Origin of the sequence: Catellatospora sp. NPDC049609 (assembly GCF_040675365.1) — a bacterium.
GTDB lineage: Bacteria > Actinomycetota > Actinomycetes > Mycobacteriales > Micromonosporaceae > Catellatospora.
The window spans coordinates 1-21,292 of the sequence record NZ_JBFAOU010000141.1 but is presented as its reverse complement, the minus strand read 5'-3'; the positions used below and the strand labels follow the sequence as shown (position 1 = coordinate 21,292).

Genomic DNA, 21,292 nt, shown 5'->3' with positions numbered 1-21,292 from the left:
GCGCGCTGCTCACCGCCCCGGCGGGCAGCCACCGCTTCGACGGTCTGCTGGTCACCCAGGGACAGCCAGTCGCCGTCCGCGTCGGGGTGCTCGCCGCGCAGCCGGGCCACCGCCGCCGCGAACAGGCGCTGCTGCGTGGCGAGCGGCCGGTGGCCCTCCAGCACCAGCAGCCGTATCCCGGCCGGCAGCAGGGTCTGCGCGTTGACGAGCCGGTCGGCGACCCCACGGCGGACCTGCGCGTACGCGCCGGCGGGGTCGGCGAGCCGGTGGTCCATCCGCAGCGCCCGCACGGTACGCAGGTCGACCAGCGGCTCGCCGCACTCGGTGACGGGCACGGCGGCGACTGCCGGGTCGGACAGCAGGACGATCTCGGACATGGCGGTGCCTCTCGATGCGGCGATGACCGGCGCCGTCGCAGGGCGGACCGGCTCCATGACGCATCGTGGAACCACGCGCTGGAAATCCTCTGTAGCGACGCTGGTCAGCCGCCGCAGCTCCGCATGCGCGGGCCGGCCGCCGACCGGCTCAGCACGCGGGACGGCCGCCGAGTAGATCAGCGCTACCGGCCACCGGCGAGCAGCTCCGCATGCTCGCGGGCGCCGTGGTCGGCGAAGACACGCAGCGCCTGCTCCCGCGCCTCGGCGGCGGCGGCCTCGTCGCCCCGTGCGGCGTAGACCCGGGCCAGGTCCCGCTGGACCCGGGCCGCCCACAGGACCGTGTCGTCGGAGTCGAAGATGTCGAACGCGGCCCGCAGGAAACTCTCGGCCAGGTCGGGGTGACCGAACTCCAGGTGCGCCTCGCCCAGCGCGCGCAGCCCGGCCGCCTGCCCGAACCGGTCGCCGAGGCTCTGGCACGTGGACAGCGCCCACTCCAGCTGCTCCAGCACCTGGGTGGAGGCGCCCATGCGCAGCCGCGCCTTGGCCAGCGAGCGCACGGCGTACGACTCCATGTGCTCGTCGCCGAGTTTGCGGAAGACCTGCGCCGCCCGCTCGCACATGTCGACCGCCTCGGCGTACTCACCCCGCGCCCGGTGGTAGAGGCCGAGGGTGCGCAGGGTGAAGCCCTCGCCCCGCTCGTTGCCGGTGTCGCGGTAGGCGTGCAGCGACTCGTCCAGGGTGGCCCGGGCCCGCTCGTAGTCGCCCAGCTCCAGGTGCACCGAGCCCGCCATGCGCAGCGCGTACGCCAGCCCGGCCCGGTCGTCGAGGTCGCGCAGCAGCGTGCACGCCTGCTCCAGGAAGTGCAGCGCCTCCACCAGGTGCCCCGGCTCGCGGCAGGCGGTGCCCAGCCCGGCCAGCGTCGCGGCCTCCCCCTGCAGGTCGCCGACCTCGCGGAACTTCGTCAGCGCCTCGGTGTAGTAGTGCCGCGCCTCCACGTACCGGTCCTGGTAGTAGCGCAGCTTGCCGTGCTCGGCGAGCATCACCGCCTCGCGCCGCACGTCGCCCGCGGCCCGCGCCGCGTCCAGCGCGGCGTGGTTGATCCGGTTGCTCACCTCGAAGCGGTTGGTGCCCGACGTCACGGCGGCGTAGCGGGCCGAGGCGACCTCGCAGACCAGCTCGTGCAGGCCCAGCGCGGCGGCGCGCTCCACGCCCGCGGTCAGCGACAGCTGCTCGGCCGCGAACCAGTCGCCCGGGTCGGCCGACGCCCGCGCCGCCATCTGCTCCGACGGCCGGTACGTGTCGTTGAGCGTGTACCGCCAGCTCACGTCCTCGGGCGGGGCGGCGGCACCCAGGTTGTCGATCAGCGACAGCCAGCCGCCGATGGTGCGGGCCACCGCGTCGACCAGCTCCTGGCGCGGCTGGTCCCGCTCGGCCCGCTCCCGGGCGTAGAGGCGCACCAGGTCGTGCATGCGGTAGCGCAGGCTGCCGAAGGCGTCCACGCCGACGTACTCGACGAGCTGCGCGTCGACGAGCGCCTCGACCAGGCCGTCGGCGTACGCCTTGGGGACGTCCAGCAGCCAGCTCGCCACCCAGGTGGAGAAGTCCGGCAGGCCCAGGAAACCCAGCCGGCCCAGCATCGCCGACTCCCGCGGGTCCAGGCCCTGATGGCTCAGCTCGATGCTCGCCCGCACGCACAGGTCGCCCGCGGACAGCTCGGACAGCCGCCGGCTCTCGTCGCCGAGCCGGTCGGCGAGCAGGCTCAGCGGCCAGCGCTGCCGCGACAGCAGCTTCGCCCCGGCCAGCCGGATCGCCAGCGGCAGGTTGCCGCAGTGGGCGAGGATCCGCCCGGCCGCCGCGGTGTCGGCGGCGACCCGCTCCGTGCCGACGATGCGGGTCAGCAGGTCCATCGCCTCGGCGTCGTCCAGGGTGCCGATCTCCGTGACGGCGGCGCCCTCCAGGCCGCCGAGCCGGTCCCGGGAGGTCACCAGCAGCAGGCAGTTCGGGCTGCCCGGCAGCAACGGCCGGACCTGCGCGGCGTTGCGCGCGTCGTCGAGCAGGATCAGCAGGCGGCGCGGCCCGGCCACCGACCGGTAGAGCTGGCCGCGCTCGCCCAGGTCGTCGGGGATCTGCTCGTCGGCGACGCCGAGCGCGCGCAGGAAACGGGCCAGGATGTCACCCGGCTCGGCGGGGGAGTCGCTCATGCCGCGCAGGTCGGCGTGCAGCTGCCCGTCCGGGTAGGACGGGGCCAGCTCGCGGGCGGCCCGGGCCAGCAGGGCCGACTTGCCGCTGCCGCCCTGGCCGGTGATGACCCGGACCATCGCCCCGGGCCGGGCCAGCTCGTCCAGCTCGTGGGCGCGCCCGGTGAAGTCGGCGGGCACCGGGGGCAGCTGGCTCGGCACGCGCGCGGGAGCGGCGCTTTCCGCGGCCGCGGCGAGGTCACCGCGCAGGATGGCCGCGTGCAGCGCGTTCAGCTCGGCGCCCGGCTCCACGCCCAGCTCGTCGATGAGCAGGTCGCGGCACTCGCGGAAGGACGCCAGCGCGTCCGCCTGGCGGCCCATCCGGTAGAGGGTGACCATCAGGTGGCCGCGGAAGCGCTCGTCGGTGGGGTGCCGGCCGACCAGGCCGGTCAGCTCGGCGAGGTCGGCCCGCCCCAGCGCCACCTCGGCCGCGACGCGCTCCTCGATGGCGGCCAGCCGCCGCTCGTTGAGCCGGGTCGCCTCGCCGACCAGGGGCGTGTCCTCCAGGCCCGCCAGCGCCGAGCCGCGCCACAGCGCCTCGGCCTGCCGGTAGAACTCGATCGCTTCGGTGGGCGGGGACTGGCGGGCCCGATCCAGCAGCGCGCCGAAGACGTTGACGTCGACCGCCTCGGGCGGCGTACGCAGCAGGTAGCCGGGCGGGGCGGTGACGATGACCTCGGGCATCCCGGCGTCGGCCATGGACTTGCGGAGGTTCTTGACGTACGTCTGGATCAGCGCGCGGCCGGTGTCCGGGGGGTCCTCGCCCCAGACGATGTCGATGAGCCGGGTGACCGGTACGACGTGCGACAGCTCCAGCGCCAGCGCGGCGAGCAGGGCCTTCGGCTTGGCGCCGCCGAGTGGCACGGGCTGTCCACCGGACCAGACTTCCACCGGTCCGAGCAGCTTGAACTCCACTGGGCCCCCCATGATCAGGTCTGGCCCAGACTATCGAGCCGGACGGCCCACCCGGAATCGGCCGAGTGGACACGGGCGGGGGCGCGCGGAGTCCTCAGCACGAAGGACCGCGGCGCTTCACCGGGGGAGGTGAAGCGCCGCGGTCAGCGGGTGAGCCGGTGATTCAGTTCGGTTCGAGGACCGGCACGGCTCCTGCTATCGCGTCGGCTGGCGGGTCACAGTGCGTCCGGCTGGGCCGAGAGCAGGACCTGGGTCCAGCCCGAGGCGTCGACCGTGGTCGCGCCGCTGATGTCGGAGCCGCTGCCGTCGTAGGGGTTGGTGTCGACGTACCGGAAGAGGGAGTCGGTGTCCTTGTGGGCGAAGTACACCCCGGCGCCGGGGGAGAGCAGCGCGTCGAACACCTGCCAGGTCGAGGAGCGCAGCGTGCTGCTGGTCCAGTCGCCGGCGCCGTTGATGTGGTAGGAGATGAGCGCGCCGCCGCTGGTGGTGCCGAGAATCCAGTCCGCGCCGGTGGAGGTGAGGGTCTTGAGGGTGAAGCCGTTGTCGATGACCGTGTTGTTGGTGATGTTCGCGGCGGCCGGCTTGGTCGCGGTGATGTCGTAGCGGCGCAGCGTGCCGTCGGCGATGCCGAACAGGTTGCCGTTGCCGTCGTAGGCCAGCAGGTCGTGCGTCCAGCCGCCGCCGAGGTCGACCGGGGTGTTGAACACCAGCTCGAGGTTGTTGGTCACGACGTCGACGCGGTAGAGGCGGCCCTCGGTGGAGGTGATGAGGATCGTGTTGAAGTTCAGCGTTGCCATCGCCTTCGGCGTGAAGCCGAGGGTGGCCGTGGACACCTTCGCACCGTGGGTGCGCTGGCCGGTCGCGACGTCGACCACCGTGTACGTGAGCCGCCCGTCGTCGGTCGTGCCGTAGATCGAGGCCGAGCCGTCGACGCCTCCGCTCACCCCGACCGCCCGGGTGAAGCCGATGATGTCGGGGTTGCTGCTGAAGCTGGAGTACGAGCGGGCCATGACGGCGTCGCCGGTGTTGCCCTCGATGGTGTACAGCGTGCCGCCCGACACGGAGGTGACGATGCCGACGTGGTCGATCGGGTACGCGTCGCTGGGGTTGCGGTCCCAGTCGAAGACCACCGCGTCACCGGGCTGCGGCACGTACGAGCCGCGGGCGTGCCAGGTGCCGTGCTTCTGGCCGTAGGTCTTGAACGACTGGGCCATCCCGGTGATCTCCCCGAGGTACGAGGTCACCCCGCCTTCCCGCCACACGTACTTCGCGAAGGCGGCGCACCAGGCGTACGCGGTGCCGCCGCCGCCCCAGCCGGCCTTGCCGCCACAGGCCGGCCAGCCGAACATCTGGCCGCCGTAGTAGCTGCAGTTGGTGCCGACCTCGTAGTTGCGCGAGCCGTCGTTGAGCTCCCGCTGCGCGATGGACACGATGGAGCTGGTGGTCGGGGCGGCCTGGGCCGGCGCCTGGCTGACGGCGACGCCGGTCAGCGCGATGGCCAGGGCAGCGATGGTGGTGGTGAAGCGGCGCAGAGTGGTGCGAGTCATCCCCGTGATCCCTTCTGGATGGTGCCCCGGTGTGGTCCTGAGGACTTTCCGGTGCTCCGTGCCGGGCTCCCTGCCCGACGTGAAGAGATTCGCGACTCGCGATGGAGTGCTGCTGTAACGCGGGCGCAAGAGCAGTTACAGCGCCTCCGGCCCGGTCCGCCGGTCCACAGGCGGCAGCGTTTCCGCAGGTGGACATGCACGGCGACGCCCCGCAGCGGTTGCTGCGGGGCGGGTCGGTGTCAGATGTGGATGGTCGCGTCGGAGCGCGTTACAGCCCGATGTCAGCGGGACGTGTCGAAGCCCGGCAGGTGGCGGTCGCGGGCCGAGGTGAGGTGGTGGTGCATGGCCGCGGCGGCGCCGTCCGCGTCGCCCTTGGCGATGGCGGCCGCGATGCGCTTGTGCTCCCCGGCGGTGTCGCCGGTGCCGGCGGAGGGGAAGTACAGCCGGTGCAGGTGCAGGTGGGAGTGCAGCCGGATGATCGACTCGCGCAGCAGCCCGCTGCCGGAGGTCTCCGCGATCAGGTCGTGGAACTTCGCGTCGAGCGCGGTGAACGCGGCGTGCCGGCGGTATCCGTCGCCCGCTTCGACGCCGACGGTGGCCGCGGCCTCGTCCTTGACCCGGCGGCGCTGCTCGGCGTCGGCGTGCACGGCGGCGCGGCGGGCGGCGGCGGGCTCCAGCAGCAGCCGCATCTCGAACAGCTCGTCGAACTCGGTGCGGGTGAGCAGCGGGGTGGTGGTGTAGCCGGACATGGCGCGCTTGCGGACCAGGCCGTCGGACTCCAGCCGGGCGAGCGCCTCGCGCACCGGGGTGGGGGAGACCTCCAGGCTGCGGGCGAGGCCGTCGATGCTGACCCGCTCGCCGGGGGCGATGGCGTGTTCCATGATCAGCGTCTTCATGGACTCGTAGACGTCGTCAGTCAGCGTGAGCCGCTGAGCGGGCCGGACCCGGCCGGAGATGGGTGGTGTGACCATCTTTCACCCCTTGACTGTCGCCGTCGTGAGCGAGTACACCTTACCGATACGACGATGATATAGGATCTATGATCCCGATGGAGAGGCAGCCACGTGCGGATCGACGCGCATCACCACCTGTGGACCGCCGACTACGCCTGGCTGGCCGAGCCCGGCCTGGAGCGGCTGCGCCGCGACTACACCGTCGACGATCTGCGCCGCGAGCTGCCGACCGCGAAGGTGGACGCGACCGTGCTGGTGGAGGCCGGGCAGTGCCGCGTCGAGGAGACCGAGCGGTTCCTCGCCCTGGCCGAGCGGACCCCCGAGATCGCCGGGGTGGTCGGCTGGGCCTCGCTGACCGACCCCGACCTGCCCGGCACCATCGCCGCGCTGCTCGCCGGGCCGGGCGGGGACCTGCTGGTGGGCATCCGCGACCAGGTGCAGGCCGTGACCGACCCCGGCCACCTGGCCCGCCCGGACGTCCGCGGCGCGCTGCGCGCGATCGGCTCCGCCGGGCTCGCCTTCGACCTGGTCGTGCGCGCCGACCAGCTGCCCGCCTGCGCCGCGGCGGTCGCCGCCGTGCCCAACACCATGTTCGTCCTCGACCACCTGGGCAAGCCGCAGATCACCGCGGACGGGCTGCGCGACTGGCGGGACGCGCTCGCCCCGCTGGCCGTCTGCGACAACGCCACCGCCAAACTGTCCGGGCTGCTCACCGAGGCCGGTCCGGGCTGGACGGTCGAGGCGATCGCGCCGTTCGTGGAGACCGCGCTGGAGCTGTTCGGGCCCGACCGCCTCATGGTCGGTTCGGACTGGCCGGTGTGCGAGCTGGTCGCCACGTACGCCGACGCGATGGCCGCGGTCACCGAGTGCCTGGCGGGGCTGTCACCGTCGGAGCGGGCCGCCGTCGAGGGCGGCACCGCGGTCCACACCTACGATCTGGAGATCAACCGATGAAGTTCATGCGGGTCGGTGCACCCGGCGCGGAGAAGCCGGTGCTGCTGTCCGGCGGTCGCCACTACGACCTGTCCGGGATCACCGCCGACATCGACGGCGCGTTCCTCGCCTCCGGCGGGATCGACCGGGTCCGCGCGGCCGCGGCCGGGCTGCCCGAGCTCGACGTCGCCGGGCAGCGCGTGGGCGCCCCGGTGGCCCGGCCCGGCGTGGTGCTGTGCGTGGGGCAGAACTACGCGGCGCACGCCGCCGAGTCGGGCGCGCAGCCGCCGACCACCCCGATCGTGTTCTACAAGGCCCCGAACAGCGTCGTCGGGCCGTACGACGAGGTGCTGATCCCGCGCGGCTCCACCACCACGGACTGGGAGGTCGAGCTCGCGGTGGTCATCGGCCGGCGCGCCCGCTACCTGGACTCCCCGGCGCAGGCCCTGGCACACGTCGCCGGGTACGTGCTGTCCAACGACGTGTCGGAGCGCGACTTCCAGCTGCACCAGTCGGGCGGGCAGTGGTCCAAGGGCAAGTCGTGCGAGACGTTCCAGCCGCTGGGGCCGTGGCTGGTCACCCCGGATGAGATCGCCGACGTGCAGGGCCTCGGGCTGCGCTCGTGGGTCAACGGCGAGGTCCGGCAGGACTCGACCACCAAGGACATGATCTTCAACGTGGCGTACCTGGTCTGGCACCTGTCGCAGTACACGGTGCTGGACCCGGGTGACGTGATCAACACCGGCACGCCGCAGGGCGTCGGCCTGTCCGGGCGGTTCCCGTACCTCGCCCAGGGCGACGTGGTCGAGGTCGAGATCGACGGGCTGGGCCGCCAGCGGGTCGTCATGGGCCAGGCCTGACCCGGCCGAAATGAGCCCGGAGGCGGTGCGGCCGGCGGCGTGCCGCACCGCCTCCGTCCACATCGGCCCAGAATGCGTGGAAGCCCCTGTGAACAGCGGGTTTCCGCGTCGGCCATGTGACACATTCACGGACGGTGGCCGCTCACGCACGTGCATAGGCTCGATCGATCAGCTTCTCCTCTACGACAGGCGGGGGCCATATGAGATCGACGAGAATCGCCGCGGGTGCGGCGGGCACCATCGCCGCGCTGGTCGCGGCACAGCTCGGCACGGTGACGCCGGCCGCGGCGGCCATCGGGTACGCCTCGATCTACTCCGCACGCGACCACGTCAACGAGCTGCGGATGGCCTGTGACGTGCCGCTGCCCGTGCACGGCATCGGCGGGCGCGGGCACACCCGGTCCGACTTCGACGGCGACCGCGCCGAGGACATCGTCAGCTTCGGCACCAACCAGGTCACCGGCAACCGGCTGGTGGTCGTGCGGCTCACCGGCCAGCGCTGCGTCTTCTACGGCCCGGCCGGCAAGGACTCGATCGAGGCGGTCGCCACGGGCGACCTCGACCACGACGGCTTCGACGACCTGGTGCTCGGCATGCCGGGCCACGCCGCGGGCGCGGGCGCCGTCTGGGTGGTGCCCGGATTCCAGGCCGGGCTCAACATCTCGTCCAGCACCTACTGGGAGCAGAACACCGAGGGGGTGCCGGGCGGGGGCAACGCGGGCGACGGCTTCGGCGCGGCCCTGGCGCTCGGCGACATCACCGGCGACGGGTACGCCGATCTCGCGATCGGCGCCCCCGGCGAGCAGTCGGGGGCGTACCCGGGCGAGGGCGCGGCGACCGTGCTCTACGGCTCCGCGGACGGCCTGACCGCCACCGGCGCGCAGCGCTTCCACACCAGCCTGGCCGGCGTGCCGGGCGAGCCCGCCGGGCCGGCCGAGAACTTCGGGCGGGCGCTGGCCATCGGCGACGTCACCGGTGACGGCAACGGCGACCTCGCGATCGGCTCCGCGGTCGGGGGCGGCAACGTGCTGCTGCTGCCCGGCTCGGACACCGGCCTGGTCACCACCGGGGCCGACGTGGTCACCGGTGCCGAGGTGTCCACCGCGAACGTGACGGTGCACGGCTTCGGCACGCAGCTGCTCGCCGCCGACGTCACCGGGGACGGCCTCGCCGAGGTCATCGCCGGCACGCCGGACAGCGACGTCAAGGGCAAGGTCGCGGCCGGTGCCGTGGTCGTGCTCGACGGCCGGCCCGGCGGCATCGCCGCGACCAGCCGGCAGCTGCTCGGCCAGGGCAGCACCCCCGGCATCCCGGGCACCCCGACCGCGGGCGACCGTTTCGGGTCGGCCGTCGCGTTCGGTGAGATCGACGGCACCGCGCCGTTCGACCTGGCCATCGGCGCGCCGGGGGAGGACATCGCGGCGCAGCCCGACGCGGGTGTGATCGCGATCGTGCCGGGCGCGGCCGTGCTCGGGGCGGGCAGCACGCAGCTCAGCCTGTCCTCGATCGGCCTGGGTTCGCAGCCGGGCGGCGAGTTCGGCCGGTGGCTGACCGTGATCGACCGCTGGCACGACGACAACCAGGGCGACCTGATCGTCGGGCAGCCGGGTGCGTCGGGCGGCACGCTGCCGCAGAACGGCGCGCTCTGGATCTTCCAGGGCGTCCCCGCCGGGCAGCAGTTCGGCGAGCAGACCCCGGCTCACTACGTCCAGACGCCGACCGACGTCGTGCTGCAGCGCTTCGGCAGGTCGTAGCGCTCCGCCCACGAGCAGGGCTCCGTTCGCGCTGCCTCCACGGCGCGAACGGGGCTCTGCCCGGTTGGTGGGCGGGTCAGCGGACCAGGCGCAGGCCGCTCATGCCGCCGTCGACGGCGAGCGAGGTGCCGGTGGTCGCGCCGGAGCGCGGCGAGGCCAGGTAGGCCACCGCCTCGGCGACCTCGTCCGCGGTGACCAGCCGTCCGGTGGGCTGGCGGGCGGCCAGCCTGCGCTTCTCCTCGGCCGGGTCGGCCGCGCCGGCCAGCAGGCGGGCCACCCACGGGGTGTCCACGGTGCCCGGTGCCACGCAGACGACCCGGATGCCCTCGCCGACCAGGTCGGCGGCCATGGCCAGGGTCAGCGCGTGCACGGCGCCCTTGGTCGCGGAGTAGACGGCCCGGTTCACCAGCCCGGCGCCCGCCGCGATCGAGGAGATGTTGACGATCACGCCGTGCTTGGAGCCGCGCAGGTACGGCAGTGCGGCGCGGCTGGCGCGCGCGATGCCGACCACGTTGACGTCGAGGCAGCGGTGCCACTCCTCGTCGTCGGCCTGCTCGACGGTGCCGACGGCGCTGATCCCGGCGCAGTTGACGAGGATGTCGAGGCTGCCCAGCGAGGCGACGACCCGGGCCATCGCGTCGTCCAGCGGCGCGGTGACGTCGGCGGTCACCGCCAGGTGCGGCCCGCCCTCGCCGGGCGCACGGTCGAGGATCGCCACCGCCGCGCCCCGCTCGGCGAGCACGGCCGCGACGGCGGCCCCGATGCCCGACGCGCCACCGGTGACGGCGGCGACCAGGCCTGCGTACTCAGTCATCTTTCCACTCCGGACCGTCGGGGAAGGCGTAGCGGGTGAGCGACTCGTCGCGCATGCGGGCCGAGAAGCCGGGCGCGGTCGGGGCGGCGTAGCGGCCGTTGACGATGCGCACCGGGTCGGCGAAGTGCTCGTGCAGGTGGTCCACGTACTCGATCATGCGGCCGGTCATGGTCGCCGACACCGAGGTGTAGTCGAAGAATGACAGGTGCTGCACCAGCTCGCACAGGCCGACGCCGCCCGCGTGCGGGCAGACCGGCTTGCCGTACGCGGCGGCCAGCAGCAGGATCGCCAGGTTCTCGTTGACGCCGGCGACGCGGGCGGAGTCGACCTGCACCACGTCCACCGCGTCGGCCTGCAGCAGCTGCTTGAACATGATGCGGTTGTGCACGTGCTCGCCGGTGGCGACCCGGATCGGGGTGCCGCCGGGTCCGGCCTGGGCCAGCCCGGCGCGGATCGCGGCGTGGCCGAGGATCTCGTCGGGGCTGGTCGGCTCCTCGATCCAGTACGGGTCCAGGTGGCCGAGCGCCGACACCCAGTCGATCGCCTCGCCGACGCCCCACCGCTGGTTGGCGTCGATGCCGATCGGGAAGTCCGGGCCGAGCGCGTCCCGCGCGGCGGTGAACCGGCGCAGGTCGTCGGCGAGATCGGCGCCGACCTTGAGCTTCACCATGGCGAAGCCGTCGGCCTGGGCGCGCAGCGCGCGGCGGGTCACCTTCGCGTCGTCGTAGCCGAGCCAGCCCGCCGAGGTGGTGTACGCCGGGTAGCCGGCGGCGAGCAGCTCCTCGGTGCGGGCGGCGCGGCCGGGCACCCGGTCGGCGAGCAGGTCGCGCGCGGCCTGCGGGGTCAGCGCGTCGGTGAGGTAGCGCCAGTCCACGCAGTCCACCACGGCCTCGGGGGACAGGCCGGTCAGGTAGCGCCACAGCGGCAGCCCGGCCCGGCGCGCGGCCAGGTCCCAGGCGGCGTTGATGACGGCCCCGGCGGCCAGGTGCATGACCCCCTTCTCCGGCCCGAGCCAGCGCAGCTGCGAGTCGTGCGTGAGCCGGCGGCTGAACTCGCCGAGGTCCAGGGTGTCGATCTCGCATCCCACCACATATCGAGCAAGTGCTGCGATGGCCGCGGCGCAGACGTCGTTGCCGCGGCCGATGGTGAAGGTGAAACCGTGCCCGTCGGTGTCCCCGTCGGTGATGAGCTCGACGTAGGCGGCCGAGTAGTCGGGGTCGGGGTTCATCGCGTCGGAGCCGTCGAGGCTGCGGGAGGTGGGGAAGCGGATGTCGCGTACGCGCAGATCGATGACTTTCATCGCACGCCCCGGGATGGGTGGTGACGGGTCGGCATGTGGTTGCTCCTTCCGGCTACATCATGGATCCTATAGGATCTAGCCCCAAGAGCAAGACACCGTCCAGAGAGGGGGACCGCCCGCATGCGCATCGCCCTGTTCGTCACGTGCCTCAACGACGCGCTGTTCCCGCGGGCCGGGATCGCGACGGTGACGGTCCTGGAACGCCTCGGCCACACCGTGTCGTTTCCCACCGCCCAGTCCTGCTGCGGCCAGCTGCACGCCAACACCGGCTACGCCGCCGCCGCCCGCGACCTGGAACGCCTGACCGAGGCCGCCTTCGCCGGCCACGACGTGATCGTCTCCCCCTCCGGCTCCTGCGTCGCCCACCTGCGCGCCCACACCGCCCTGCCCGTCTACGAGCTGTCCGAACTGCTCATGGATGTGCTCGGCGTGACCGACGTCGGCGCCGTCTTCCCCCACCGCGTCACCTACCACCCCACCTGCCACGGCCTGCGCCTGCTCCGCCTGGCCGACCGCCCCACCACCCTGCTGCGCGCGGTCAAGGACCTGGACCTGGTCGACCTGCCCGAACCCGACCAGTGCTGCGGCTTCGGCGGCACCTTCGCCCTCAAGAACGCCGACGTCTCCGCCGCCATGGCCGCCGACAAGTGCCGCCACGCCGCCGCCACCGGCGCCGACTACCTCGCCGCCGCCGACAACTCCTGCCTGGCCCACCTCGGCGGCACCCTGGCCCGCCACCCCGGCGCCCCCAAACCGATCCACTACGCCGAGATCCTCGCCGCGACGGGAGCCCTCTCATGACCCGCCCACCCCGCGCCGATCTTGCGTGGACTGCGGGTGCGACACGCACCTTCCGGGCAAAGGGGCAACAGTTCGCGCAAGATCGTCGCGATCTTGACGGGGGTACGCGGTGAGCCGGGAGCTGCCGATCGTGGCGATGACGCCGTTTCCGGCGGCGGCGCGGCGCGAGCTCGGGGACGCGCGGCTGCGGGCGAACCTCGGGCGGGCGACGCGGACCATCCGGGACAAGCGGGCGCGGGTCGTGGCCGAGGTGCCGGACTGGGAGGAGCTGCGCGAGCGGGCCGCCGCGGTCAAGGACGACGTCATCGACCGGCTGCCCGAGCTGCTGCAGCAGTTCGAGCGGGCGGCGGGGGCGGCGGGCGCGACCGTGCACCGGGCGGTCGACGCCGCGCACGCCAACGCGATCGTCACGCGGCTGGTGCAGGCGCAGCGGGCCGACCGCGTCGTGAAGATCAAGTCGATGGCGACCCAGGAGATCGGGCTCAACGAGGCCCTCGAAGCGGCGGGCATCGCCCCGATCGAGACGGACCTCGCCGAGCTGATCGTGCAGCTCGCCGACGACACGCCCTCGCACATCCTGGTCCCGGCGATCCACTACAACCGGGGCCAGATCCGCGAGCTGTTCGCCCGGCGCATGCCCGGGTTCAGCGCCGACTCCGACGAGCCCGCGGTGCTGGCCGGGGCGGCGCGGGAGTACCTGCGGCGCACCTTCCTCGCCGCGACGGTGGCGGTGTGCGGGGCCAACTTCGCGATCGCGGAGACCGGCTCGCTGGTCGTCGTCGAGTCGGAGGGCAACGGGCGGATGTGCCTGACCCTGCCGCAGACGCTGATCGCCGTCGTCGGGGTGGAGAAGCTGCTGCCCCGCTTCGCCGACCTGGGCGACTTCCTGCGGCTGCTGCCGCGCTCGTCGACGGGCGAGCGGATGAACCCGTACACCTCGATCTTCACCGGGGTCACCCCCGGCGACGGGCCGCAGCAGTTGCACATCGTGCTGCTGGACAACGGGCGCACCAGCGTGGCGGCCGACCCGGTCGGCCGTGCGGCGCTGCGCTGCATCCGCTGCTCGGCCTGCCTCAACGTGTGCCCGGTGTACGAGCGCGCGGGCGGGCACGCGTACGGCTCGGTCTATCCCGGACCGATCGGCGCGATCCTGTCGCCGCAGCTGACCGGGCAGGACGCGGGCTTCAACCGCACCCTGCCGTACGCCTCGACGCTCTGCGGCGCCTGCTACGACGTCTGCCCCGTGAAGATCAATATCCCGGAGATCCTGGTGCACCTGCGCCAGACCGGCCCGAAACCGGCCGCCGAGCGCGCCGCGATGGCCACCCTGAGCTGGGTGATGCGCGACCGCCGCCGCTGGCGCCGCGCGCTGCGGGCCGCCCGCTCCGGCGCCGCGCCGCTGCGCGCGCTGACCCGCCGCCGGGGCGGCACGCTGCGCCGGGCCCCCTGGCCGCTGTCGGCGTGGACGCGCCACCGCGACGCCCCGCTGCCCGCGGCCGAGTCGTTCCGTGACTGGTGGAGGCGTACTCATGAATCCTGACCTGCCGGAACTGTTCGCGCAGCGGGCGGGCGACTACCGCGCCGGGATCCACCACTGCACCGAGGCGGAGCTGCCGCAGGTGCTGGCCCGGCTGCTCGTGGACGCGTCCCGGGTGGTCCTCCCGCCGGGCGTGCCGGAGCCGTGGACCGCCGACCTGGCCGCGCCGCTGCTGCGCGACGCGGCGCCGGTGCCCGGCGCCGCGCAGGTGCGGCTGCTGACCGCGGCCGAGCTCGACGCGCCCGGCGTGTCGGTGCTGACCGGGTGCGCGGTGGCGGTCGCCGAGACCGGCACCATCGTGCTCGACGCCGGGGCCGGGCAGGGCCGGCGGCTGCTGACCCTGGTCCCGGACCATCACGTCTGCGTGGTACGCGACGCGCAGATCGTCGCCGACGTGCCCGACATGATCGCCGCGCTGCCCGATCCCGCCCGTCCCCTGACGATGATCTCCGGGCCGTCGGCGACCAGCGACATCGAGCTCGACCGGGTCGAGGGCGTGCACGGGCCGCGCCGTCTCGACATCGTCCGCGTCCACTGACCGATCGAGGAAGGCACCTCCCATGACGCACCCGCTCGGCGGCTCCGCCGTCGCGGTCAGCCCGCTCGGCTTCGGCGCGGCTTCCATCGGCAACCTCTACCGGGCCGTGCCCGACGAGCAGGCCGCCGCGACCGTCGAGGCCGCCTGGCAGGCCGGCATCCGCTACTTCGACACCGCCCCGCACTACGGGCTCGGCCTGTCCGAGCGGCGGCTGGGCCGGGCCCTGGCGGCGTACCCGCGCGCGGAGTACACGCTGTCCAGCAAGGTCGGCCGGATCCTCGTCGACGACCCGGGCGGCACCGGCTCCGACCTGGACAACGGGTTCGCGGTGCCCGCCACGCGCCGGCGGGTGTGGGACTTCAGCGCCGACGGCGTACGCCGCAGCGTCGGCGACAGCCTGGCCCGGCTCGGCCTGGACCGGATCGACATCGTGCTGCTGCACGACCCGGACGAGAGCCCGGAGCCCGGGCGCGCGCTGCGCGAGGCGTACCCGGCGCTGGACGCGCTGCGCCGGGAGGGCGCCGTCGGCGCGATCGGCGTCGGCTCCAAGGACCTCGGCGTCCTGGCCCGGTTCGCCACCGAGACCGACGTGGACGCCCTCATGATCGCCGGCCGGTACACGCTGCTGGAGCAGCCCGCGCTCGACGACATCCTGCCCGCGTGCGCCGAGCGCGGCATCAGCGTGCTGAACGTGGGCGTCTTCAACAGCGGCCTGCTGGCCGTCGAGTGGCCGGACGAGACCCGCCCGTACGAGTACGGCACCGCGCCCGCCGACATCCTGGCCCGCGCGCAGGGCATCGCCACCGCCTGCCGCCGCCACGGCGTCACGCTGCCGCAGGCCGCGCTCGCGTTCGCCGCCGCGCACCCGGCTGTGGCGTCCGTGGTCGTCGGCGCGGGCAAGCCCGGCCACGTCACGTCCAGCGCCGAGCTGTTCGCCCGCCCCGCCCCGCCCGCGCAGCTGTGGGCCGACCTCGTCGCCGAGGGCCTGCTACGCCCCGACGCCCCCGTGCCCGCCTCGGCATGACCCACCTGCACGTCGACCTGGACACCGGCGGCCAGTCCCCCGAGCCGGTGGTGGGCTGGGGCGGGCCGATGCAGGCCCTGGCGACGCTGCGCCGCGCGCTGCCCACGGCCGTCGGGCCAGCCGATCACCGGCTGCCCGTCGCGCTGGTGACCGGCACCGTCGCCGGGCTCGGCGCGGTCGCCACCGCCCGCTGCGCCGCCGTCGGCGTGTCGCCGCTGTCCGGCGCCGCCGGCCTGCTGGTCGAGCTCGTGGAACGCGCCGCGCAGCCGGGTCACCCGCTCGGGCTGTCCGTGCCCGCGCCCGCGTCCACCCTGGACGTCGCGCGCACCCTGCGCCTGGCCGACCTGTGGAGCGGCCTCGACGCGCTGCTGATCTGCCCGTACGCCAGCACCCCGACCAGGCCGCTGACCCTGGACCGGGTCTGCGAGCTGGTCGGCGCCACATCCGGCCGGCCGGTCACGCCGGAGCGGCTGTTCGCGCTCGGCCGCGCCCGGCTGCGTGCCCAGCAGGCGCTCAACGACCTGCTCCGGGTCGCGCCGGGCACGCTGCCGGACCGGTTCTTCGACGAGCCGGTGGCCGCGGGCGCGCACCCGGGCGCGGTGCTGGACCGGGCGCTGTTCACGGCCGCCACGCGGGTCACGACCACTGGTCGTGACCCGCGCCGTGACACGGTCGCCGGCCGTGTCGTCGCGCGGTCGCCGGCAGGCTGGTCGCCGGGCGGGCCGTGGCGCGGTCGCCGGGCGGGCCGTGTGCGGATTGCGGCACGACCGCTGCGGGAATCGCGCATGATCTGGATCGGCCGGAGAAACACGCCTGATCGGACCGCCGCAATCGGGCGAATCCACGCGTCGGGGCCGCGTCGCTGCCTAGGCTTACTGCATGGCTCGTACCGCCCCTGACCAGGTGCGCAGTGAGGACATGTTCTCAACCGCGCTGTGGGGATACTCGATGGACCAGGTTGACGCCTACGTCGAGGACACCTCCCGCCGCATGCGCCGGCTCGCCGCCGAGATCCAGCGACTGTCCGTGGCGGAGAACCAGCTCGGCGCCGCGCGGATCGAAATCTCCAAACTGACCTCCGAACTCGCCGAGGCACGCCCGCTGGCCAGCGTCGGGCCCCGGGTGCAGGCGATCATCCGGATGGCGGAGAAGGAGGCGGAGACGCTGCGGCGGACCGCCTTCGACGTGCTGCGCAAGGCGTACGAGGAGGCCCGCGCCATCCGCCAGCAGGTCGAGGACGAGGCGTACGCCGCCAAACGGGACTACCAGGTCGCGCTGGCCCATCGCCGCAAGCAGGACGACGCCGAGCGCTCCGCCGCCCGCGTCGCCGCCGGCCGGGCCGCCGCCGCGACGTCCGCGACGAGGACGAAGCCCCCGACGAAGCTCGCACCACCGCCCGTGCACGGCGTGCAGCCTGCACCGGCGCCCGAACCCGTCGCCGTCGCGACGGCCCCGATCTCCGTGGGGGACTCGGCACGGGCGTCCGCCGAGCGCAAGACGACGGCGGCCCCTGACCTGCGGATGGGAACGACGCCGGGGACTGCGGAGCCCCAACCGGCCGACAACCCGAAGCGGATCGACGGCGTAGCGGTGAAGCCCGTCCCGTCAGAGCCGACGAAGCCGGTGGACCGCCCAGCAGCGAAGCCCGCCCGGTCGGAGACGACAGAGCAGGTCGATCACGCACCCGAGCCCGCCCAGCCGGAGGCGACGAAGCCGGTGGACCGCACGGTCACCAAGCCCGCCCGGCCGGAGATGACGCGGCCGGTGGACCGCACGGTCGCCAAGCCGGCCCGGCCGGAGCTGACGGAGCCGGGCGACCGCACGGCTGCCAAGAGCGCCCGGCCGGAGGTGACGCAGCCGGTCGATGGTGTGGCGGTGAAGTCCACCTCGCCGGAGGGGTCGAAGGCGGTCGCCGCGGGGGGCAAGGCTGTTCCGGCCAAGGCGGCTGATGCCGCAGCGGCGGAGCCGGCCTCCGCCGCGCGGGTGACGATGCCGGCGGGGGAGAAGGTGAAGGCCGCCGAGCCGAAGACCACGTTGCGTGACGGTGACCCGACGCCCAAGGCCGAGCCGGAGACCGGCGAGCCCGCGACGAGTGCGGGGGACGGGGACCAGGCGCGCGACGCGCAGGCCGGGCCGGGACGGGCGGACATGCGCGGCGACGGGCCGGTCGACGAGGAGGTGGCCGTGCCGGAGGAGCACTTCCACGGCGGCTCGAACAAGCGCCGCAAGCGGGGCCGCAACCAGCGCGTCAACGGCACGGACCCGGACACCGCCGCACCCAACGGCGCCAAGAGCTACACCGCCCGGCGCAGCTGACGCCGGCCGCATGATCGCAGAAACCGGTCAGGATCCGCGCTCGTACCGCGGATCCTGACCGGTTTCGTGGGCACCGCCCGCGCCCCGCACGGCGGCCGAGCCGGGTGGCGCGGTCAGGCGGTGGCGCGCGAGCCGCGCTTGTGGTCGAAGTTCCAGCCCCGCTTGATCTCCGTGGACTCGCGGCGCTCGCCGACGCGCAGCACGTCCCAGCAGCGGCCGGGCTCCTCGGAGTCCTTCAGCGTGATCCGGTCACCGACTCTGACCTTGGGCTCCACCCAGCACGTCAGCATCCGGTTTCCGGATCTCAGGTCGACCTGAACCAGCGTTGTCATGGCGGCGACGGTAACAGCGATCGCCGTCGCTCTCCTCCGATTTTCGGTGCGTACGGGAGCGGACTGGTTCACATTCTGTTCACAGGGTGCGTGCCCGGGGTGGGGGTACGGGTACGGTGACCGCCCGTGACCCTGTTCCTGTTCGCCTTCGCGGTGATCGTCCTGGCGGCGTTCGCCCAGGCGGTGTCGGGCTTCGGCTTCTCGCTCGTGGCTGTGCCGCTGCTGGCGATGGGCGTCGGCCCCCAGCCGGCCGTGGTGGCGGCGACGATGGTCAGCCTGTGCATGAACGGGGTCACCGCGTACGCCCACCGGCGGCACATCGACCTGTCCACGTCGCGCCGGCTGCTGCTGTCGGTGCTGCTCGGCATGCCGCTGGGCCTGGCGGCGTTGCGGCTGCTGCCGAGCAGCGCGCTCGTCGCCACGATCGCCCTGGTGACGCTCGGCTGCACGGTGGTCGTGTGGCGGGGCTGGCAGATCTCGCCCGGCGGCTGGACCGTACGCGGCGCCGGCCTGCTGTCCGGGCTGCTCACCACGGCCACCGCGACGAACGGCCCGCCGCTGGTGGCGGCGCTGCAGGCGATGCGCCTGGAGCCGAGGTCGTTCCGGGCGACACTGGCGCTGCTGTTCGTGACGGTGTCGCCGATCGCGGTGGTCGGGTTCGCGCTGACCGGGCTGCTCACGCCGCGGGCGATGCTGGTCGCCGCGATCGGCCTGCCCGCCGCGGCGCTGGGCGGCTGGCTGGGCAACCGGCTGTTCGCCGGGTTCGACGCGGGCGCCTTCCGCAAGGTCGTCCTCGGCGCCCTGGTGGTCAGCTCGGTCGCCGCCCTGGCCAACGCCGCCACCGGCCTGTCGTGACCGCCGCTCTGCGGGCGGAGATCGCTGTTTCGGGTCAGAAACCACAGTCTGACCGCACATCCGGACCGGAATCAGCGATCATGCCCCCCGCCCCCGCCCTGGAGCGTGCTGCCCGAGTTCCAGGGGCGGGGCGTCGCGGTGGCGGCGGCACGGGCGGTGATCGAGGCGGCGCGGGCCGACGGGCGGCACCGCTGGCTGCACGCGTACCCCGGCGTGGACAACGCGGCGTCGAACGCGATCTGCCGCAAGGCGGGCTTCGCGCTGCTCGGCGAGACCGAGTTCGAGTACCCGCCGGGCAGCCTCATGCGCAGCCACGACTGGCGCTACGACCTGCGCGGGAGCTGACGTCCCGGCGTACCGGAAAAAATCTTGGAGGATTTCTCCGGGCGGATGTCGAACCGGCTGCGGCGGCTCCGTCCGTGAGGTGAAGGGGGCCGACGGGGCCCGCCGGACCGGAGGGAAGACCGAGATGAAGTACCTGCTGATGATCTACGGCAACCAGGAGAAGTGGGCCTCGATCCCGGCGGAGGATTTCCCCGCGGAGATCGCCAAGCAGGACGCCTGGAACGTGAAGTACAAGGAGACCGGCGAGCTGCTCGGCGCGTACGGGCTGGCCGACGCGGCCGCGGCGAAGCTGGTGCGGCGCGTGGAGGGCCTGCCCGCGGTGACCGACGGGCCCTACCTGGAGACCAAGGAGTACATCGCGAGCTTCTACCTGCTCGACTGCGAGAGCCAGCAGCGGGCCGAGGAGATCGCGGCCGACATGCCCTGGACGGACAAGGACCCGGTCGAGCTGTGGCCGATCCTGCACGAGGCACCGGGCAACGAGCTGTGATCGACGGCCGGCGCGTCGAGGAGCTGCTGCGCGAGCTGGCGCCGCAGGTCCTCGGCGCGCTGGTGCGCCGGTACGGCATGTTCGACGCGTGCGAGGACGCGGTGCAGGAGGCGCTGCTGACCGCCGCGCAGAAGTGGACGGTCGACGGGCTGCCGGACAACCCGCGCGGCTGGCTGGTCACGGTCGGCTCGCACCGGCTGCTGGACGAGCTGCGCAGCGAGACCGCGCGGCGGCGGCGCGAGCAGGCGCAGTGGCTGGCCACGCCGCAGTCGGCGCTGCTGGGCGCGCCCGCCGACGCCGAGCCGGACACCGACGACTCGCTGTCGCTGCTGTTCCTGTGCTGCCATCCGGCACTGTCCGCGCCGAGCCAGATCGCGCTGACCCTGCGCGCGGTGGGCGGTCTGAGCACCGAGCAGATCGCGGCGGCGTTCCTGGTGCCGCAGGCGACGATGGCGCAGCGGATCAGCCGCGCCAAGGCGGGCGTGCAGGCGGCGGGCGCCACGTTCGCCATGCCGGACGCGGCCGACCGCGATGCCCGGCTGCGGGCCGTGCTCCAGGTGCTCTACCTGATCTTCAACGAGGGGTACGCGGCCACGACCGGCCCCGACCTGACCGCGCCGCAACTGTCGGACGAGGCGATCCGGCTGACCCGCTGGCTGCGGCGGCTGCTGCCCGACGACGCCGAGGTGGCGGGCCTGCTGGCGCTGATGCTGCTCACCGACGCCCGACGCCCGGCCCGCACCGCCCCCGACGGCAGCCTGGTGCCCCTGGCCGAGCAGGACCGCTCACGCTGGGACGCGGCCCGCATCGCCGAGGGCGTCGCCCTGGTCAGCGAGGCGCTCCCGCGCGGGCAGGTGGGCCCCTACCAGCTGCAGGCGGCGATCGCCGCGGTCCACGACGAGTCGCCGGCCATGGCCGACACCGACTGGCCGCAGATCCTCGCCCTGTACGAGCTGCTGGAGCAGGTCGCCCCCAGCCCCGCGGTGACCATGAACCGCGCCGTCGCCGTCGGCCACGTCATCGGCCCCCGGGCGGGCCTCGACCTGCTGTCCACCCTCGACGCCGACACCCGCGTGCGCGACCACCACCGCCTGCTGGCCACCCGCGCCCACCTGCTCGAACAGGCCGGCGACCACCCCGCCGCCGCGGCCGCCTTCCGCGCCGCCGCCGCCCGCGCCACCAGCCTGCCCGAACGCCGCCACCTCACCACCCGCGCCACCCGCCTGACCCCCTGAAAGGAAGGGCACCTTCTTAACGCCATGCGTTGTAGAAGGTGCCCTTCCCAACAGTGAGGATGATGTGTGGGAGTCCTCCCGGTCCGGTCTGACCCTCTTCCCAACTGACCTCGGGTCTTGGACGGGATC

The 21,292-nt window shown here is 73.8% G+C and carries 19 protein-coding genes and 1 pseudogene; 13 read left to right on the top strand and 7 right to left on the bottom strand.

Features of this window, described 5'->3' with window-relative positions; all coding sequences use genetic code 11:
* The 4 genes and pseudogenes from AB0J67_RS29550 to AB0J67_RS29535 all read right to left on the bottom strand — a co-directional run.
* Window positions 1–377, bottom strand: a pseudogene (locus AB0J67_RS29550) (hypothetical protein); the annotation flags it as partial.
* A 182-nt stretch (window positions 378–559) separates the two neighbouring features.
* Window positions 560–3,529 (bottom strand): BTAD domain-containing putative transcriptional regulator, encoded by a 2,970-nt coding sequence (locus AB0J67_RS29545; protein WP_363486913.1) that lies wholly within the window; start codon window positions 3,527–3,529, stop codon window positions 560–562.
* A gap of 215 nt (window positions 3,530–3,744) precedes the next feature.
* Complete coding sequence (locus AB0J67_RS29540) at window positions 3,745–5,076, bottom strand: CHAP domain-containing protein (RefSeq protein WP_363486911.1); 1,332 nt, start codon at window positions 5,074–5,076, stop codon at window positions 3,745–3,747.
* A gap of 281 nt (window positions 5,077–5,357) precedes the next feature.
* A complete protein-coding gene (locus AB0J67_RS29535) occupies window positions 5,358–6,047 on the bottom strand; it encodes a GntR family transcriptional regulator (protein WP_363486909.1) in 690 nt (229 codons plus the stop codon).
* 93 nt (window positions 6,048–6,140) lie between these two features.
* Between AB0J67_RS29535 and AB0J67_RS29530 the strand changes: the two genes are divergently transcribed.
* The 3 genes from AB0J67_RS29530 (at window position 6,141) to AB0J67_RS29520 (ending at window position 9,576) form a co-directional block, all read left to right on the top strand.
* Window positions 6,141–6,983 carry an amidohydrolase family protein gene (locus tag AB0J67_RS29530; protein ID WP_363486907.1) on the top strand — a complete coding sequence of 281 codons (843 nt, stop codon included), beginning with the start codon at window positions 6,141–6,143 and terminating at the stop codon, window positions 6,981–6,983.
* Window positions 6,980–7,822, top strand: coding sequence for a fumarylacetoacetate hydrolase family protein (locus AB0J67_RS29525; protein WP_363486905.1), 843 nt, complete (start codon window positions 6,980–6,982; stop codon window positions 7,820–7,822). Before AB0J67_RS29530 ends, AB0J67_RS29525 begins: the two co-directional genes overlap by 4 nt.
* Window positions 7,823–8,022: 200 nt before the next feature.
* Window positions 8,023–9,576: an FG-GAP repeat protein gene (locus tag AB0J67_RS29520; protein ID WP_363486903.1), complete on the top strand. Its 1,554-nt coding sequence runs from the start codon at window positions 8,023–8,025 to the stop codon at window positions 9,574–9,576.
* 76 nt (window positions 9,577–9,652) lie between these two features.
* Here AB0J67_RS29520 and AB0J67_RS29515 read toward each other — a convergent pair whose 3' ends face one another.
* Both AB0J67_RS29515 and AB0J67_RS29510 read right to left on the bottom strand, forming a co-directional pair.
* A complete protein-coding gene (locus tag AB0J67_RS29515) occupies window positions 9,653–10,390 on the bottom strand; it encodes an SDR family oxidoreductase (protein WP_363486901.1) in 738 nt (245 codons plus the stop codon).
* Complete coding sequence (locus AB0J67_RS29510) at window positions 10,383–11,690, bottom strand: enolase C-terminal domain-like protein (protein WP_363486899.1); 1,308 nt, start codon at window positions 11,688–11,690, stop codon at window positions 10,383–10,385. The genes AB0J67_RS29515 and AB0J67_RS29510 overlap by 8 nt, the downstream gene beginning before the upstream one ends.
* A gap of 120 nt (window positions 11,691–11,810) precedes the next feature.
* On the opposite strand from AB0J67_RS29510, the gene AB0J67_RS29505 reads away from it, so the two are divergent.
* The 6 genes from AB0J67_RS29505 to AB0J67_RS29480 all read left to right on the top strand — a co-directional run bounded on the left by AB0J67_RS29505 (window position 11,811) and on the right by AB0J67_RS29480 (window position 17,906).
* The gene (locus tag AB0J67_RS29505) at window positions 11,811–12,491 is read left to right on the top strand and encodes a (Fe-S)-binding protein (protein WP_363486897.1); all 681 of its coding nucleotides are present in this window, start codon (window positions 11,811–11,813) and stop codon (window positions 12,489–12,491) included.
* Between the two features lie 136 nt (window positions 12,492–12,627).
* The gene (locus tag AB0J67_RS29500) at window positions 12,628–14,031 is read left to right on the top strand and encodes a lactate utilization protein B (RefSeq protein ID WP_363486915.1); all 1,404 of its coding nucleotides are present in this window, start codon (window positions 12,628–12,630) and stop codon (window positions 14,029–14,031) included.
* On the top strand, window positions 14,021–14,566 hold the full coding sequence (locus tag AB0J67_RS29495) for an LUD domain-containing protein (protein ID WP_363486895.1): 546 nt from the start codon (window positions 14,021–14,023) through the stop codon (window positions 14,564–14,566). The genes AB0J67_RS29500 and AB0J67_RS29495 overlap by 11 nt, the downstream gene beginning before the upstream one ends.
* A 22-nt stretch (window positions 14,567–14,588) precedes the next feature.
* Window positions 14,589–15,590: an aldo/keto reductase gene (locus tag AB0J67_RS29490; RefSeq protein ID WP_363486893.1), complete on the top strand. Its 1,002-nt coding sequence runs from the start codon at window positions 14,589–14,591 to the stop codon at window positions 15,588–15,590.
* Window positions 15,587–16,489, top strand: coding sequence for an aldehyde ferredoxin oxidoreductase C-terminal domain-containing protein (locus AB0J67_RS29485; RefSeq protein ID WP_363486891.1), 903 nt, complete (start codon window positions 15,587–15,589; stop codon window positions 16,487–16,489). The genes AB0J67_RS29490 and AB0J67_RS29485 overlap by 4 nt, the downstream gene beginning before the upstream one ends.
* Complete coding sequence (locus AB0J67_RS29480) at window positions 16,470–17,906, top strand: hypothetical protein (RefSeq protein WP_363486889.1); 1,437 nt, start codon at window positions 16,470–16,472, stop codon at window positions 17,904–17,906. Before AB0J67_RS29485 ends, AB0J67_RS29480 begins: the two co-directional genes overlap by 20 nt.
* Before the next feature lie 113 nt (window positions 17,907–18,019).
* On the opposite strand, the gene AB0J67_RS29475 is transcribed toward AB0J67_RS29480, so the two are convergent.
* Entirely contained in the window at window positions 18,020–18,238 is a 219-nt protein-coding gene (locus AB0J67_RS29475; RefSeq protein WP_363486887.1) for a hypothetical protein, read from the bottom strand.
* 126 nt (window positions 18,239–18,364) lie between these two features.
* Between AB0J67_RS29475 and AB0J67_RS29470 the strand changes: the two genes are divergently transcribed.
* The 4 genes from AB0J67_RS29470 to AB0J67_RS29455 all read left to right on the top strand — a co-directional run bounded on the left by AB0J67_RS29470 (window position 18,365) and on the right by AB0J67_RS29455 (window position 21,163).
* Window positions 18,365–19,093, top strand: coding sequence for a sulfite exporter TauE/SafE family protein (locus AB0J67_RS29470; protein ID WP_363486885.1), 729 nt, complete (start codon window positions 18,365–18,367; stop codon window positions 19,091–19,093).
* Between the two features lie 105 nt (window positions 19,094–19,198).
* Complete coding sequence (locus tag AB0J67_RS29465) at window positions 19,199–19,438, top strand: GNAT family N-acetyltransferase (protein WP_363486883.1); 240 nt, start codon at window positions 19,199–19,201, stop codon at window positions 19,436–19,438.
* A 124-nt stretch (window positions 19,439–19,562) separates the two neighbouring features.
* Window positions 19,563–19,928, top strand: coding sequence for a YciI family protein (locus AB0J67_RS29460; RefSeq protein ID WP_363486881.1), 366 nt, complete (start codon window positions 19,563–19,565; stop codon window positions 19,926–19,928).
* Window positions 19,925–21,163 (top strand): DUF6596 domain-containing protein, encoded by a 1,239-nt coding sequence (locus tag AB0J67_RS29455; protein WP_363486878.1) that lies wholly within the window; start codon window positions 19,925–19,927, stop codon window positions 21,161–21,163. The genes AB0J67_RS29460 and AB0J67_RS29455 overlap by 4 nt, the downstream gene beginning before the upstream one ends.
* The last annotated feature ends 129 nt before the right edge of the window (window positions 21,164–21,292 follow it).

Excerpts from the sequence above, each read along its gene's own strand:
- AB0J67_RS29540 (WP_363486911.1), bottom strand. The coding sequence starts at position 5,076 with ATGACTCGCACCACTCTGCGCCGCTTCACCACCACCATCGCTGCCCTG.
- AB0J67_RS29535 (WP_363486909.1), bottom strand. The coding sequence starts at position 6,047 with ATGGTCACACCACCCATCTCCGGCCGGGTCCGGCCCGCTCAGCGGCTC.
- AB0J67_RS29525 (WP_363486905.1), top strand. The coding sequence starts at position 6,980 with ATGAAGTTCATGCGGGTCGGTGCACCCGGCGCGGAGAAGCCGGTGCTG.
- AB0J67_RS29520 (WP_363486903.1), top strand. The coding sequence starts at position 8,023 with ATGAGATCGACGAGAATCGCCGCGGGTGCGGCGGGCACCATCGCCGCG.
- AB0J67_RS29515 (WP_363486901.1), bottom strand. The coding sequence starts at position 10,390 with ATGACTGAGTACGCAGGCCTGGTCGCCGCCGTCACCGGTGGCGCGTCG.
- AB0J67_RS29510 (WP_363486899.1), bottom strand. The coding sequence starts at position 11,690 with ATGAAAGTCATCGATCTGCGCGTACGCGACATCCGCTTCCCCACCTCC.
- AB0J67_RS29505 (WP_363486897.1), top strand. The coding sequence starts at position 11,811 with ATGCGCATCGCCCTGTTCGTCACGTGCCTCAACGACGCGCTGTTCCCG.
- AB0J67_RS29500 (WP_363486915.1), top strand. The coding sequence starts at position 12,628 with ATGACGCCGTTTCCGGCGGCGGCGCGGCGCGAGCTCGGGGACGCGCGG.
- AB0J67_RS29495 (WP_363486895.1), top strand. The coding sequence starts at position 14,021 with ATGAATCCTGACCTGCCGGAACTGTTCGCGCAGCGGGCGGGCGACTAC.
- AB0J67_RS29490 (WP_363486893.1), top strand. The coding sequence starts at position 14,589 with ATGACGCACCCGCTCGGCGGCTCCGCCGTCGCGGTCAGCCCGCTCGGC.
- AB0J67_RS29485 (WP_363486891.1), top strand. The coding sequence starts at position 15,587 with ATGACCCACCTGCACGTCGACCTGGACACCGGCGGCCAGTCCCCCGAG.
- AB0J67_RS29480 (WP_363486889.1), top strand. The coding sequence starts at position 16,470 with ATGGCTCGTACCGCCCCTGACCAGGTGCGCAGTGAGGACATGTTCTCA.
- AB0J67_RS29475 (WP_363486887.1), bottom strand. The coding sequence starts at position 18,238 with ATGACAACGCTGGTTCAGGTCGACCTGAGATCCGGAAACCGGATGCTG.
- AB0J67_RS29460 (WP_363486881.1), top strand. The coding sequence starts at position 19,563 with ATGAAGTACCTGCTGATGATCTACGGCAACCAGGAGAAGTGGGCCTCG.